This window comes from Micromonospora sp. CNZ322, from assembly GCF_007827755.1.
Window position 1 is genome coordinate 183,449 of the sequence record NZ_VITD01000004.1, and the last position, 14,886, is coordinate 198,334.

Annotated in this window: 15 protein-coding genes; 10 read left to right on the plus strand and 5 right to left on the minus strand. The window is 72.3% G+C overall.

Annotated features, from left to right (window positions below; all coding sequences use genetic code 11):
- Positions 1–105: 105 nt before the first annotated feature.
- Entirely contained in the window at positions 106–1,317 is a 1,212-nt protein-coding gene (locus tag FB453_RS12215) for a DUF4032 domain-containing protein (RefSeq protein WP_486480247.1), read from the plus strand.
- Positions 1,318–1,373: 56 nt separating this feature from the next.
- Here FB453_RS12215 and nagA read toward each other — a convergent pair whose 3' ends face one another.
- The 3 genes from nagA to FB453_RS12230 form a co-directional block, all read right to left on the minus strand.
- Entirely contained in the window at positions 1,374–2,483 is a 1,110-nt protein-coding gene (gene nagA, locus FB453_RS12220; protein WP_112582901.1) for an N-acetylglucosamine-6-phosphate deacetylase, read from the minus strand.
- Entirely contained in the window at positions 2,480–3,430 is a 951-nt protein-coding gene (locus FB453_RS12225) for an ROK family protein (RefSeq protein ID WP_145789950.1), read from the minus strand. The genes nagA and FB453_RS12225 overlap by 4 nt, the downstream gene beginning before the upstream one ends.
- Before the next feature lie 174 nt (positions 3,431–3,604).
- Positions 3,605–4,534, minus strand: coding sequence for an SIS domain-containing protein (locus FB453_RS12230; protein ID WP_145789953.1), 930 nt, complete (start codon positions 4,532–4,534; stop codon positions 3,605–3,607).
- A gap of 200 nt (positions 4,535–4,734) precedes the next feature.
- Here FB453_RS12230 and FB453_RS12235 point away from each other — a divergent pair, with 200 nt between their 5' ends.
- From FB453_RS12235 to FB453_RS12275, 9 genes are all read left to right on the plus strand, one after another.
- Positions 4,735–5,520, plus strand: a complete 786-nt coding sequence (locus tag FB453_RS12235) for a DeoR/GlpR family DNA-binding transcription regulator (RefSeq protein WP_091403015.1) — start codon at positions 4,735–4,737, stop codon at positions 5,518–5,520.
- A gap of 121 nt (positions 5,521–5,641) precedes the next feature.
- Entirely contained in the window at positions 5,642–6,652 is a 1,011-nt protein-coding gene (locus FB453_RS12240; RefSeq protein ID WP_145789955.1) for an ATP-binding cassette domain-containing protein, read from the plus strand.
- Positions 6,649–7,665 (plus strand): ABC transporter permease subunit, encoded by a 1,017-nt coding sequence (locus FB453_RS12245; RefSeq protein WP_145789958.1) that lies wholly within the window; start codon positions 6,649–6,651, stop codon positions 7,663–7,665. The genes FB453_RS12240 and FB453_RS12245 overlap by 4 nt, the downstream gene beginning before the upstream one ends.
- Positions 7,666–7,775: 110 nt before the next feature.
- Complete coding sequence (locus tag FB453_RS12250; protein ID WP_145789960.1) at positions 7,776–8,189, plus strand: DUF3263 domain-containing protein; 414 nt, start codon at positions 7,776–7,778, stop codon at positions 8,187–8,189.
- A gap of 232 nt (positions 8,190–8,421) precedes the next feature.
- Positions 8,422–9,060 carry a hypothetical protein gene (locus FB453_RS12255; RefSeq protein ID WP_145789962.1) on the plus strand — a complete coding sequence of 213 codons (639 nt, stop codon included), beginning with the start codon at positions 8,422–8,424 and terminating at the stop codon, positions 9,058–9,060.
- On the plus strand, positions 9,057–9,452 hold the full coding sequence (locus FB453_RS12260) for a phage holin family protein (RefSeq protein WP_091403004.1): 396 nt from the start codon (positions 9,057–9,059) through the stop codon (positions 9,450–9,452). The genes FB453_RS12255 and FB453_RS12260 overlap by 4 nt, the downstream gene beginning before the upstream one ends.
- Before the next feature lie 22 nt (positions 9,453–9,474).
- On the plus strand, positions 9,475–10,074 hold the full coding sequence (locus FB453_RS12265; RefSeq protein ID WP_145789964.1) for a DUF3618 domain-containing protein: 600 nt from the start codon (positions 9,475–9,477) through the stop codon (positions 10,072–10,074).
- Complete coding sequence (locus FB453_RS12270; RefSeq protein ID WP_145789966.1) at positions 10,043–10,930, plus strand: hypothetical protein; 888 nt, start codon at positions 10,043–10,045, stop codon at positions 10,928–10,930. The genes FB453_RS12265 and FB453_RS12270 overlap by 32 nt, the downstream gene beginning before the upstream one ends.
- Before the next feature lie 149 nt (positions 10,931–11,079).
- Positions 11,080–11,589, plus strand: a complete 510-nt coding sequence (locus tag FB453_RS12275) for a GNAT family N-acetyltransferase (protein WP_145789969.1) — start codon at positions 11,080–11,082, stop codon at positions 11,587–11,589.
- A 52-nt stretch (positions 11,590–11,641) separates the two neighbouring features.
- Here the strand turns inward: FB453_RS12275 and FB453_RS12280 are convergent, their stop codons facing one another.
- Both FB453_RS12280 and FB453_RS12285 read right to left on the minus strand, forming a co-directional pair.
- Positions 11,642–12,574: an SMP-30/gluconolactonase/LRE family protein gene (locus tag FB453_RS12280; RefSeq protein WP_145789971.1), complete on the minus strand. Its 933-nt coding sequence runs from the start codon at positions 12,572–12,574 to the stop codon at positions 11,642–11,644.
- 93 nt (positions 12,575–12,667) lie between these two features.
- Entirely contained in the window at positions 12,668–14,881 is a 2,214-nt protein-coding gene (locus FB453_RS12285; RefSeq protein ID WP_145789973.1) for an AAA family ATPase, read from the minus strand.
- Positions 14,882–14,886 lie beyond the last annotated feature (5 nt).

The window sequence follows — 14,886 nt, forward strand, 5'->3', positions numbered from 1 at the left end:
CACGCGACCACGCTACCGGCCCGGCGCGAGACCGGGGTGTGCGGCGCTGTGGGCCCAACCACGATCAGGGGCGGATGAGGGGGGCGACCAGTCATGCTTGTGCCCGTGCGGATCACGTCTGCCCTCGTGGACCCGGCGCTGCTCGACCTGCCCTGGTCGACACCGCTGGAGGAGTGGCCTGCCCAACACCTGGTGGCGCTGCCACAGGGCATCTCCCGGCACATCGTCCGTTTCGTCCGGTTGGGCGACTACGTGTACGCGTTCAAGGAGACCCGCGAGCGGATCGCCGAGCGGGAGTACGACCTGCTCCGGGCCCTGGAACGGATCGACTTTCCCTCGGTCGAGGCGGTGGCGGTCGTCGCCGACCGGCAGACCGAGGACGGGGAGCCGCTCGAATCGGTGCTGATCACCCGGCATCTGCAGTTCTCCCTGCCGTACCGGGCGCTCTTCTCGCACACCCTCCGGCCGGAGACGATGAGCCGGCTGCTCGACGCGCTCGCCGCCCTGATCGTGCGGATGCACCTGACCGGCTTCTTCTGGGGCGACTGCTCGCTGTCGAACACGCTGTTCCGGCGGGACGCGGGCGCCTTTGCCGCCTACCTGGTGGACGCGGAGACGGGTGCCCTGCACAACTCGCTCTCCAACGGTCAGCGCGGTGAGGACCTGGAGATCGCCCGGGTGAACATCTTCGGTGAGGCGCTGGACCTGCAGGCCGCCGGCCTGCTGCACGAGTCCATCGACCCGGAGGTCGTCTGCGAGGAGGTCGTGCAGCGCTACGAGCGGCTCTGGCACGAGATCACCTATGAGCAGGCGATCGAGCGGGAGGCCCGGCACGACATCGAGGGCCGGATCCGCCGCCTCAACGAGCTGGGCTTCGACGTCGCCGAGGTGGCCATGTCGTCCATCGACGACGGGCGGTTCCTGGTTCGGCCGAAGGTCGTCGACGCCGGCTACCACACCCGCCGGCTGCTGCGGCTGACCGGGCTGGACGCCGAGGAGAACCAGGCCCGCAAGCTGCTCAACGACCTGGACGCCTACCGCGCGGAGAGCGACCTGATCGACGAGCAGCAGGCCGCGCACCGCTGGCTCACCGAGGTCTTCGAGCCGGTGGTCCGGGCCGTCCCCGCGAACCTGCGCCGCAAGCTGGAGCCGCAGGAGCTGTTCGCTCAGATCATCGAGCACAAGTGGCTGCTCTCCGAGAAGGCCGGCCGGGACGTCGGCATGCGCCATGCGGTCCAGTCGTACCTGTCGGACGTGCTGGTGCACCGCCCCGACGAGCAGGCCGTCCTCGGCGTCGAGGTCCCCGCCGTCGGCTGAGCTGGGCCTCCGCCTGCTCCGGCGGACGCGAGCGGTGACGGGGACGGACGCCCCCGTCACTCCACCCAGGAGCCTCCGCGCAGCACCCGCACCACGTTGAGGTCGTCGTCGAGCACCACCAGGTCGGCGCGGAGACCCACCTGGAGGGCCCCGAGCCGGTCGCCGAGGCCGATGGCCCGCGCCGGGGTGGTGGCCACCATCCGTGCGGCGTCGGCGATGGGGATTCCGGCGTTCACGGCGTGCCGCAGCGCGGCGTCCATGGTCAGCGTGCTGCCGGCGATCGCCCCGTCGCGGGCGAGTCGAGCCACACCGTCGGCGACGGTGACGGCCTGGCCGCCCAACTCGTACTCGCCGTCGGGCATGCCGGCGGCGGCCATCGCGTCGGTGATCAGTGCGGCGCGGTCCGGGCCGGCGGTCGCGGTGACGAAGGTCAGCATGCCGTCGTGCAGGTGCACCCCGTCGGCGACCAGCTCGCAGATCACGGTGGGCGCGTCGAGCAGGGCCACCACCGGCCCCGGCTCACGGTGATGTACCGGCCGCATCCCGTTGAACAGGTGGGTGCCGACACTCGCGCCGGCGGCGACCGCGGCGCGGGTCTGCTCGTACGTGGCGTCGGTGTGGCCCACCGCCGTCACCACCCGCTGCGCGGTGAGCAGCTTGATCGCCTCCAGCGCACCGTCGCGCTCCGGGGCCAGGGTGACCATCCGGATCGCGCCCCGGCCCAGTTCGATCAGCTCGGTCAGCTCGTCGGTCGACGGGTCGCGCAGGTACTCCGGGTTCTGTGCGCCGCAGCGGGCGGCCGACAGGTAAGGCCCTTCGAAGTGAATTCCCGCCAACACGCCCTCGTCGACCAACGGGGCGAACGCCTCGGTGGCCGTACGCATCAGCGGAAAGGGCGCGCTGACCAGGCTCGCCAGCAACGTGGTGGTGCCGTGCGCGAGGTGGAAGTCGGCCGCCGCGCGGGCCTCGTCGGCGTCCCCGGTGGTGAAGGTGTGCCCGCCACCGCCGTGCGTGTGCATGTCCACGAAGCCGGGGAGGATCCAGTGCCCGTCGCGCACCGACGGATACTCGGCCACCGCTGTGATCCGATCACCGTCCCACTCGACGCAGCCCTGTCGGACGACTCCGGTCGGGGTCACCACTCGGCCGTTCACCCGTACGGTCATCGCTTCTCCTGATGGTCACGGACACCCATGGCGTCCAGGGCGAGCAGGGCGGCACCGAGGCAACCGGCCTCGTCGCCGAGGGCTGCCGCGACCAGTTGCGGCTCCCGGTGGAAGGTCATTCGTTCGTGCAGCGCCGCCCGTAGCGGGGTCAGCAGCAGGTCTCCGGCCTGGGCCAGGCCGCCGCCGAGCACGATCGTCGCCACGTCGAACAGCGCCTGCCCGCTGGCGAGGCCGTCGGCGAGCGCCTCGACGGCCTCCTGCCAGACCTGTCCGGCGAGCTGCTCGCCGGCCGCGGCCCGCTCGGCCACCCCGGCCGCCGTCACCGGGGCGTCCGCGGTGTCGCCAGCGAGTTCGGCGTAGCGGCGGCCGATCGCGGCGGCCGACGCCATCGCCTCCAGGCAGCCGGGGCGGCCGCAGCCGCAGCGCGGACCGTCGGGCCGGACCAGGATGTGGCCGATCTCCCCGGCTGCGCCGTGGGCCCCCACCGCGGCCGTGCCGTCCACGACGTGCGCGGCGGCGATGCCGGTGCCGATCGCCACGAACAGCACGTGCCCCGCGCCGCGTCCGGCGCCGAGCCGGGCCTCGGCGAGACCACCGACACGCACGTCGTGGCCGAGCGCCGTCGGCAGGCCGAGCCGCTGCACCATCAGGTCCCGCAGGGGTACGTCCCGGAAGCCCACATTCGCCGACCAGACCGCGACGCCGCGTGCCTCGTCCACCACCCCGGGCACGGCGATGCCGACCGCGATCGGGGTGAGCCCGTCGGCGCGGGCCTTGTCGGCCAGCCCGCCGGCCACGTCCAGGATGGTGCCGACCACGGCGGCCGGGCCGCGTGCGGCGTCGGTGGGGTGCCGTTCGGTGCGCACCACGACGCCGTCCGGTCGGACCAGGGCGCACTTCATGCCGGTGCCGCCGACGTCCAGCGCAACGACCACGCGGTCGCTCACGGCGCCAGCTCGGTTCGCGACTGCGGGGCTCGCAACCCCGGCTCACTCCTCGCGCTCACGGCGCCAGCTCGGTTCGCGACTGCGGGGCTCGCAACCCCGGCTCACTCCTCGCGCTCACAGGGCCGCCTTCGGTTCGCGACTGCGGGGCTCGCAAACGCGGCTCACTCCTCGCGCTCACGCCAACACCACGGATCGGGTCAGGTGGCGGGGCGCGTCCGGGTCGAGGCCCCGGCTGGTGGCCAGCGCGACCGCGAAGCGTTGGGCCAGGATCAGGTCGGCCATCGGGTCGACCGGGGTACGGCCGGCGGACCAGCTGCCCAGCACGGTGCGCCAGCCATGCGTGCGGCTGTGCACGAAGGCCGCGCCGGTGGCCGCCACGTCCTCGGGCAGCCCGTCGGGCAGCTCACCGAACGCCCAGACCAGCCGGCCCGGCGCGGCGACCGAGATGGGCCCGTGCCGGTAGTCCATCGCCGGGTACGCCTCGGCCCAGAAGGTTGCCGCCTCGCGGCACTTCAGCGCCGCCTCCTGGGCCAGCCCGATCGTCCACCCCCGACCGAGGAAGGTGACCTGCTCGATGGTGGCCGGGTTGATCGGCAGCGGGGATCGCACCGCGACCTCGGCGTCGGCGGCGAGCGCGCTCACCGGGTCGCCGAGCTGGGCCCGGAGCAGGGCCAGCGCGGTGGTCGCGAAGCGGGTCTGCACCACCGACCGTTCGTCGGCGAAGGGCATGGCCACGGTGGCTGCGGCCAGCTCGACCGCCGGGGACGTGGGGTCACCGACGATGACTGTGGTGGGCGTCCGTCCGCGCAGCGCGGCGAGCAGTTCCAGCACCTCGGTGGTGGTGCCGGAGCGGGTGATCGCGATCAGCCGGTCGTAGCGGCGGCCGGCGGGGAACTCGGACGCCTGGAACGCGTCGGTCTCACCCTGGCCGGCCTGCTCGCGGCGGGCCGCGTACGCCATCGCCATGAACCACGACGTGCCGCAACCGACGACGGCGACCCGCTCCCCGGGGCGCGGCAGGTCACCGCGTACGACCTCGGCCAGCCTGACCGCCTCCCGCCAGCAGTCGGGTTGGCTCGCGATCTCCGCGTCCACGTACGCCATGGGAAACTCCTCGCAGGGCCGATCGGTGCGCAATACGGCTCGTTAGACCCGCATTTCGCGCGTTATTCTGCGCGAACGCGGGTGACCATGGCAACCGGCCGGCCGATCGCGCAGGTCAGCCTTTTGCGCCAGCCTAGTTTCGCGCACTAGTGTGCACGCAATCAATCACCGTCCGTGCAGTTGCTGGGAGGGCCCCCGCGGTGGACCGGTACGCCAGATGGAACGCCCTGCTCGAAATGCTGACCGACAACGGCCGGGTCAGCGTCGAGGCGGCAGCCGAGCGGCTGGACGTCTCCCAGGCCACCATCCGGCGTGACTTCGACCAGCTCGCGCAGCAGCAAATGATCACGAGGACCCGGGGCGGCGCGGTCGCCAACGGCGTGTCGTACGACCTGCCTCTGCGCTACAAGACGGCCAAGCACTCGGCCGAGAAGCAGCGGATCGGGGCGGCTGCCGCCGCGCTCGTCACGCCGGGCACCGTGGTCGGCCTGAACGGGGGCACCACCAGCACCGAGGTGGCGAGGGCGCTCGCCGTGCGACCGGATCTGAACACCAGTGCCGAAGGTGCCCAGCTCACCGTGGTGACAAACGCGCTGAACATCGCCAACGAGCTGCTGGTCCGATCCCGGATGAAGGTCGTGGTGGCCGGCGGCGTGGTGCGCCCGAAGTCGTTCGAGCTGGTCGGCCCGCTGGGCGGGGCGCTGCTGCGCGAGGTCACCCTGGACGTCGCCCTGCTCGGCGTGGACGCGATCGACCCGCAGCTCGGCGCCGCCGCCCACCACGAGGGGGAGGCGGCGATGAACAACCTGATGGTGGCCCGCGCCAAGCGCGTGGTGATCATCGCGGACTCGTCCAAGCTGGGGGGTCACGCCTTCGCCCGGATCTGCCCGGTCGAGCGGGTGGAGACGCTGGTGACCGACTCCGGTGCCGCGCCGGAGGTGGTGGACGCGTTCCGCGCCGCCGGCGTGCAGGTCATCTGCGCCTGAAGGGTCACGCTCCGTCGATGAACTAGCCTGATCGGCGCGTCGATGCATACCGCGTATTGCGCGCTTCTGCATACCGCGTATGGTGTCGGCTGTCACGCCCACCCATCGGGGGAGGTGCAGCTTGCCAGCTGTCCTGGAGATCGAAGGTCTACGTAAGACGTACAAGAGTCGTCGACGCGGCACCCGCAACGCGCTCGACGGCTTCGACATGCGGGTCGACGCGGGGCAGGTGCATGGCTTCCTGGGTCCCAACGGGTCCGGCAAGACCACCACGCTGCGTACCCTGCTCGGCCTGATCCGACCCGACGGCGGCCGGATGGCGCTGCTCGGACACGAGGTCCCCGACGCGCTGCCCAAGGTCGCCGGCCAGGTCGGCGCGATCGTGGAGAGCCCGCAGTTCTTTCCGCACTTCACGGCCCGGGACACGCTGTCCCTGCTCGCGGGGGCGGGCGAGGTGCCGGCCGTCCGGGTCGACGAGGTGCTGGAACTCGTCGGGCTACGCGACCGGTCCGGCGAGCGGGTCAAGACGTACTCGTTGGGCATGAAGCAGCGGCTCGCCGTGGCCTCGGCCCTGCTCAAGAACCCGAAGCTGCTCATCCTCGACGAGCCCGCCAACGGCCTCGACCCGGGCGGTATCCGGGAGATGCGCACGCTGATGCGGACGCTCGCCGAGTCCGGAATGACAGTGGTGCTGTCCAGCCACATCCTCGGTGAGATTCAGCTGATCTGCGACTCGGTAACCATCATCTCGCTGGGCCGGCGGGTCGCGTTCGGTCCGGTCGACGAGGTGCTCGCGCAGCACTCGTCCGGTGCGGTCCGGATCCGGCTGGAGGCGGTCAGCGACCTGCCGGTGGCCACCGAGGCGCTCACCCAGGCCGGGATCCGGGTCACCGGTCACCCGGACCATCTGATGCTGGCCGGCGTCGACAAGCCGGCCTCGGTGACCCGGCTGCTCGCCGAGAAGAACCTCTACGTCAGTGAGTTGGCGCCGATCGCCGTCGACCTGGAGAGCGTCTTCCTCGAACTGACCGCCACCGCGCCGGTACCCGGTCAGCACCGGCAGGTCGACGAGTCCATGAAGGTCGGTGGGACGGGTCAGCCCGGTCCCGCCGGAGGAGGGTGGGGCGCGTGAGCCTCTTTCGTACCGAGCTGCGCCGGCTCAGCAAGCGGCGTTTCACCCGCTACATGACACTGCTCGGCCTGCTGGTGCTGGCCGCGGTGGTGGTCGGGGTGTTCTTCACCAACCAGAAGATCGACGCCGGCCAGCTCGCCCAGGCCGAGCGTCAGGCCGACCAGCAGTACCAGGAGCAGGTGCGCTGGAGCGAGCAGGAGCGCGCCGCGTGTGAGCAGGCCAAGACGGCCGGCACGGCGACCGACGGCCGCTACCCGGACGACTGCTCGGTGATCACGGCACCGTCCCGGGACCAGATCGAGGCGAGTTGGTTCCTGCCGTCGACGTTCGACTTCAAGGAGACGTTCGCCGAGACCCTGATTCCGTTCGCGGCGATCCTCGCCCTGGTCGGATTCGTCATCGGCGCGTCCTTCGTCGGCGCCGAGTGGAGCACCGGCGGCATGATGAACCTGCTGCTCTGGCGGCCGAAGCGGCTCACCGTACTGCTCACCAAGCTGGCCGCGCTGCTCACCGGCATCCTGGCGGTGACGCTTCCTGCCGCGGTGCTGTGGTTCGCCGGGTTCTGGGCGGTCGCCAACTTCCGGGGCAGCACCGAGAAGATGACCTCGGGGGTCTGGCAGTCGTTCATGCTGACCGGTGTACGCGGCGTGGTGCTGGTGTTGGTGCTCACCACCATCGGCTTCGCCCTCGCCTCGCTCGGTCGGCACACCGCGATGGCCCTCGGTGGCGTGGTGGCGGTGATGGTGGTCGGCCAGTTCGGCCTCGGCATCCTGCTGTCCATGGCGAGCGTGCGGTTCGCCGAGGCCTGGCTGCTGCCCACGTACGTGCTGGCCTGGATGACGAAGACGGTCACGTTGCAGGACTGGAACTCCTGCAATGCGACCTACTACGGGGAGTGCAAGCCGGCCACGATGGACATCACCTGGCAGCAGTCCTCGATCCTGCTCTCGGTCGGGGTGGTGGTGATCCTCGGGGCGGCGCTCTGGGCGATGCGTCGCCGCGACATCTCCTGACCTGACCGAAGCGACGCGGCGCGGCCGGCCCGGCCGTCGGGGTTCCCGGCGGTACGGACCGGCCGCGCCGCCTGCTGCGTCCCTGGTCGCCGCTGACTAGGCTGAACGACATGTCCGCCGACACCACCCCGGCCGCCCCCGAGCCGTCCATCGACGCTCGCCCGGGTGAGGCCGTGGGTGCTGCCGGGCCGACCGTCCCGAATCCCCGACCGGCGCCTCCCATCGAGACCGCCGACGAGTCGGGGTCAGCCGCCAACGAGTCGGCGCAGCCCGCTGATCCCGCTGATCCCACGCCGGGGCTGACCGAGCGGGAGCGGGCCATCCTCGCCTTCGAGCAGCAGTGGTGGCGGCACGCCGGCGCCAAGGAGCAGGCCGTGCGGGACACCTTCGGGATCTCGTCGACCCGGTACTACCAGCTGCTCAACGGCCTGCTGGACAATCCGGCAGCCCTCGCCGCCGACCCCGTGCTGATCAGCCGACTCCGCCGGTTGCGCTCGTCGCGCGCCCGTAACCGCCGCCGCTGACCGAACACACCCCGCGCCCGTAGCCGCCGCTGGCCGAACGCCCCGCGATCTTGCATTTCCTGTGGTCGTTTCGCGCCTTGTGCACGTCTTTGTCGGGGCACAAAGTGCAAGATCGGCCCGACCGTCGTTGGACCGCCGACCGCCGGCCCAGCCGCATGCTGGCTGGCCAGGCGGGTAGGCGGGAGGCGTTCCGGGGTCGCACGCGACCTCGGGCTCAGGAAGGGAGCGGGGTATGACGGCAACGAACCAGAGCGGCAGAGGTCAGCAGGCCCGCCAGGAGGCCTCGCGCGTCGGCCAGCAGGCCGCGCAGGCCGGGGGTCAGGTCGCCCACACCGCAGCTGAGCAGGGCGGGCAGGTGGCCGCAGAGGCGCGGCGACAGGCCCAGCAGCTGACCGGCGAGGCGACTGGGCAGCTGCGGGATCAGGCGCAGACGCAGCAGCGGCGGGCCGCTGCGGGCCTGCGCGACCTGGGTCAGAACCTCAGTTCGATGGCCGAACGGGACGGCGATTCCGGCCTGGCCGGTCAAGCGGTACGCCGGGCGGCCGACGCCGCCCAGCAGGCCGCCGGCTGGCTCGACGAGCGCGAGCCCAGCGAGGTGCTCGACGAGGTACGCACGTACGCGCGGCGGCACCCGGCGACGTTCCTCGCCGGCGCGGCGGTGGCCGGGCTGCTGGTCGGGCGGCTCACCCGGGGTCTGACCGCGCCGTCCTCGGGCAACGGTCAGGGTGGCAGCGCGTCCGGTACTCCGTCACCGGCGCAGGGCGCACCGGCAGACACCGGTCAGCAGCCGTACGTGGGGACGGCGCGCCCGCAGAACGTCTCGCCCGCCGGTGAACAAGCGCGGGACCTGCCCGGCGGGGTGGCAACGTGAGCGCCCCGGAGAAGGAACGGACCCAGGCCTCCGTCGGCGAGCTGATCGGCGACGTGACCCGGGACATGTCCACTCTGGTGCGCAAGGAGGTCGAGCTGGCCAAGGCCGAGCTGCGCGAGGAGGTCAGTCAGGCGGGTAAGGCCGGCGGTATGTTCGGCGGCGCCGGGCTGGCCGGGTTCCTGGCGGTGCTCTTCGTGTCGTACGCCCTCTGGTGGGGGCTGTCCAACACGATGGACCAGGGATGGGCGGCGCTGATCGTCGCGGTCATCTGGGCCGCAGTGGCCGGTGGTCTCTTCATCAACGCCCGGACCCAGCTGAAGCGGGCTCGTGCGGTTCTGCCCCGGACGAAGCAGACTGCCCGGGAGCTGCCGGACGCCCTGCGGGGTCGGTGAACGAATCGGGAGGGAACAGGTCATGTCCAGTGATCCGGATCAAATCCGGCGGGAGATCGAGACCACCCGCAACGAGTTGAGCAGTGACGTCGACGCGCTGACCGACAAGGTCAACCCGCGTCGGATCGCCGGTGACCGCGTCGGGCAGGCCCGCGGGGCGTTCACCCGAGCGAAGGAGAAGATGATGGGCAGCTCGAGTCACATGGGGCAAGAGGCCACCCAGCGAATGTCGCACGCGGCCGGTTCGGTTCGTGACGAAACCCGTTCGCTCGGACAGCACTCCCGCGAGCAGGCTCAGGGCAACCCGGTGGCCGCCGGCCTGGTCGCCTTCGGAGTCGGTCTGCTGGCCGCCTCCCTGATCCCGCCGAGCGGACGTGAGCGGCAACTCGCCGGACGCGCGCGGGGCATGGTGAGCGAGCACTCCGGTGAGCTGCGCGAGCAGGCGAGCCAGGTTGGCCATCAGATGCAGGATAACCTGCGGGAGCCTGCGCAGCAGGCGGCGCAGTCGGTCCGCTCCAGCGCCCAGCAGGGCGTGTCCGCGGTTCGCGACCAGGGCCGTTCGGCAGCCGGTCAGGTGCAGGGAGAGACGCATGCGGCCGTCGACGACCTTCGACAGCGCTGACCCGATCGGTGTGCCGGGGCCGGCGCCGGTGATGCGGGTACGCTCCGCATCCGCGCCGGCCCCGGACCGGCCGGTCAACGAGGACCTGGTCTTCCGGTTCGGCCCGCTGGTCGGTGTCCTGGACGGCGCGACTGTGCCGGACGGCTTCGAGACCGGCTGCGTGCACGGGCCCGAGTGGTACGTCCGGCACCTGGCCGCCCGGATCGGCGTCGCCGAGGCGGTACGCCCTGCCGCCCGGCTGACCAGCAACCTGGCCGCGGCCATCCTCGCCGTACGCGCCGACCACGGCGGGCAGTGCGACCTCGACCATCCGGGCACCCCGTCCAGCACTGTCTGCCTCCTGCGGGACTGCGGCGATCAGGTGGACTACCTGGTGCTCTGCGACAGCCCGCTGGTCCTCGACGCCGGCGGGCAGGTCAGCGTGGTCACCGACAACCGGCTGGACACTGCGATGGCGGAGCTGCGGGAGACCGTGGCCGTCGTGCCGGGCGGCGCTGCGGACCCGGTCACCCGGTTCCGGCACGCGGTGAGCGTCCAGCGGGAGCGGATGAACCGCACCCACGGCTACTGGGTGGCGGCCTCCGACCCGGACGCGGCGTTCCACGCGGTCACCGGGACCGCGCCCCGGCGCGGTCCGGGGGCGCTACGGCGGGCGGCACTGCTCAGTGACGGCGCGTCCAGCGCGGTGGAGCAGTTCGCGCTGACCGACTGGGCCGGTCTGCTGGACCTGCTGAGCGTCGACGGTCCGGGCGCGTTGATCGATCGGGTGCGGGACGCCGAGCGCGACCATCCCGATCGGCTGCGCCGACACAAGTCCACCGACGACGCTTCGGTGGTGTTCTGCGAGTTCGGGTAGGCGTTTTGGTCAAGTGACACCCGGTCGGGTGACAACAGAGCGTGATGTGGAACACCCGGGCCGCCCGACCGGCCGGTACCGCTGCCCGGACCGCCAGTGGATGGCCAATGGGGTGGACTTCGGCCGATGAGGGCGGCAGACTGCGGCACGTGGCGGGTGCGGTCCGGCTGGAGCCGGTGGACGAACGGAACCTGGAGCCGTTGCTGTCCGTAGCGGCTGCGGAGGCAGAGCCGGGTGATGTGATGCCCCCGGTCGAGGCACCCGCCGGCTGGTCGCTCGCCCGTCGCGAGGCGTTCCGCGAATTCCACCGGGCAAGCTTCGGCGGCCTGGACGGCCCGACCGGTTCGCAGATGTACGCCATCCTCGTCGGCGGCGAGGTGATGGGCATGGTCCGGATGACGCGCTGTGACGAGCCGCGCACTGTGGAGACCGGGATGTGGCTCGGCCGCTCCGCATGCGGGCAGGGAATCGGCGCGGCTGCCCTACGGGAGCTGCTGAACGCCGCCGCTCTGGCGGGCATGCGGGCCGTGGTGGCCGAGACGACACCGGACAACATCGGCGCGGTCGCCGTGTTGCAGAAGTGTGGCGCGAAACTGCGCGAGGACGGCGGCAAGGTGCGCGCCGAAATCTGCCTCGATTCGACGCCGCCCGCTCTCTGAGCTGCCCGTCGGGGCCGGCGGCGACCGCAGGGGTCGCCGCCGACCGCCTGGGTCAGGCCGGCAGCCGAACGATGTCGTAGTCGGTGCTCGGCGTCGACTCCACGTCGAACCGGCCGTTGACCACGTACAACGCCGAGCCGAGCAGGTCGCCGGTGGCCGGCGAACGCAGCTGCGGGCCGGTGATCTCCCGCTGCACCACCCCGGCGGTGTAGCCGGCGTTCATCCGGACCACCGCGATGACGTTGGTCAGGTTCCGGATCACATAGAGAGTGCGACCGCGCAGCACCAGCCCGTCGGCCCGTTCCACCGAGTAGCCCCCGAGGTCGACGAGGCGACTGCCGCCGGTACGCGGGTCGACGCGTACGAGCTGACCGGTCAGCATCTGCGCGACCAGCAGATCGCCGTCCGGCAGCGCCACGATCCCGTTGTGGTAGACGTCCGGAGTGGCGGCCGGACCGCTGAGCTGCAGCACCCGGAAGGCGGTGGGAGCCGGAAGGCGACCACCCGGGCCCAGGGGCACCACGTACAGCACCTGCCGCGCGGAGTCGGTGAAGTAGACCGCTCGCTGGGTGATCACGAGGTCGTTGACGTAGCTGCCCGGGACATCGGTGAACTGGTAGTGGGCCAGCTTGGTGCCGGTCTCCGCGTCGTACACGCTCGCGCCCCCGCCGGAGAAGTCGGCGGTCCAGAGCCGGCCCTGCGGGTCGAGCTTGAGGCCCGCCTTGTCGGTGCCGGGTGTGCCGGGGATCAGCACCGAGCCGCGTCCGGTGCGTAAGTCACCCCGCCACACGGCACCGTCAAGAATGGACCCCACGAACACTGTGGTGCCACGACCGATCGTCAGTCCTTCCGGAGTGAACCCGTTCGGCAGCGCGATCCGGGCGGGGAACGGCTTCGTCGGATGAGCCGCCGCCGGTGCGCCGACCGAGACCACCGTCGCCGCCGCCACGAGGGGGACGATGAGAAGAGAGAGCAGCTTGCGCAAGGAACACCACCTGACGTCGCAGTGGATAACTCCACTGAGGAATGTGACGCCTTAGGAACGCCCTGGGCGCGACGAAAGGTTGTCCTGTTCTGATCACTCCCGGCCGGCGGCGTACGCGGCCAGGCCGGCGACCTGGGCCGGGTCCAGCGACGGTCGTACCCGGGCCCGTGCGGTCGCCACGTGCTCAGCGGTGACCGTGGCGGCGGCGAGCGACTCCCGCATCGCGGCCAGCGCCGCCTCGCGGATCAGCGCCGCGCAGTCCGCGGCGGAGAAGCCGGTCAGCTCGTCGCCGAGGGCCGGCAGGTCGACGTCCGCTGCCAGCGGCACCTGCCGGGACGCGGCCCGCAGGATCTCCGCGCGGGCGGGACCGTCCGGCGGCGGCACGTAGACCAGCCGTTCCAACCGGCCCGGCCGCAGCAGCGCCGGGTCGACCAGGTCCGGCCGGTTCGTCGCACCGACCACCACCACGTTGCGCAGCGTCTCCACCCCGTCCAGCTCGGTGAGCAGGGCGGCGACCACCCGGTCCGTGGTGCCCCCGTCGGTGGCCTGGCCGCGTACCGGCGCCAGCGCGTCCACCTCGTCCAGGAAGATCAGAGTGGGGGCCGCCTCCCGGGCCCGACGGAACAGCTCGCGGACCGCGCGTTCGCTCTCACCGACCCACTTGGAGAGCAGTTCGGCCCCCTTGACCGACAGCACGTTGGCCCGCCCCGACCCGGCCAGTGCGGTGACCAGGTAGGTCTTGCCGCAGCCCGGCGGCCCGTAGAGCAGCACGCCGCGCGGCGGCTGCACGCCGAGGCGGGCGAAGGTGTCCGGGTAGGTCAGCGGCCACAGCACCGACTCGGTCAGCGTCTGCTTGACCTCGTCCAGGCCGCCCACGTCGTCAAGGGTCACCGACGCCAGATCCAGGGTGGACGCCGCCATCGTGGTGGGCCGGACCACCTCCCGGGCGGCGGTGAAGTCGGCCATCGACACAGTCGGCGTCTCGGCGGACTTCTGCCGCAGCGCCGCGCGTACCCCGGCCTCCCGGACCAGCGCGGCCAGGTCCGCCGCGACGAACCCGGGGGTACGCGCGGCCACCTCGTCCAGCCGGACGTCGTCGGCCAGCGGCACCTGCCGGGTCAGCACTGTGAGCTGTTCGCGGCGCAGCGCCTGATCCGGGAGCGGGACGCTGATCCGCAGCGACAGCAGGTCGGGGGCGCGCAGTGCCGGGTCGACCGCCTCCGGCCGGCCGGTGGTGCAGACCACGGCGACGCCGGCGCGGATGCTCTCCGCGAGGACCTGACGGAACACCGTCGCCACCGGAGGGGGATCGTCCGCGGGGGCGAGCGCCTCGACGTCGGTGACCAGCAGTACCGCCGGCCCTTCGGCCCGAGCCGCCGATGCCGCGACGCGCAACCGCTCGGCGGCGGCCTGACTGGCCAAAGCGGCCACCTCCGGCGCCCAGAGCGGGTGGACGCGGGCACCGACCCGGGCGGCCACGGCCCGGACCAGCGCCGACTTCCCGGATCCCGCCGGACCGACGAGCAACACCCCCAACGAGATGGTGGTGCCGAGCCGGCCCAGCACCTCCCGGTGGTGGAAGCCGAGGTCCAGCAGCTCGGTCAGCTCCTCGGCCTGGGCCCGCAGCCCGGGCAGCTCGTCCACGTCGGGCGCGTCCTCAGCCGGAACGGCGTCGGCGCTCGTACCCGGTCGGGTCGACGCGGCACCGACCGGGGCGGGCCCGCCGTGGGTCGTCGCACCGTGTTCCCAGGCGACCGACGTGCCCATGGTGACCAGCGCGCCGGCCGCCGGCTCGACAGTGACCACGCTGAGCAGGGTGCTGGTCCAGGCGAAACCGACGGTGTTGGCGAGGCTGCGCCGCGCCGCCTCGACCAGGCTGCGGACCGAGGCGTCCGGCAGCACGTCCTGCGGCAGCAATGACACGTCGTCCCCGGCGGTGAGCACCTTGCCCAGCAGGGCGAGCCGGAGCATCTCCGGGCTGACCGCCGCGACGACCCCCACCGGCCCGGCCAGGACGACCCGGCTCGCCGAGACCAACGGCACCGGGCTCACCCGCACCTGACCGCCGTCGCGCAGACCCAGGTTGCCCAACGTCAGGTCGTCGGCGTACAGCAGGGCGCTGCTCGCGCCCGGCCCGGCCGCCGCCGCGATTCCGGCGGTCTCCCGGCGGCCGACAAGGCGGATCGGGTCGCCGGGGCGCAGCCCCAGCGCTGTCAGCGCCTCCGGGTGCAGGCGCACGATGCCCCGTCGGGCGTCCAGCGCCGCCGGCCGCAGGCTCGCCGTCAAGGTCAGGTCGGGTTGCGCCACTGCCC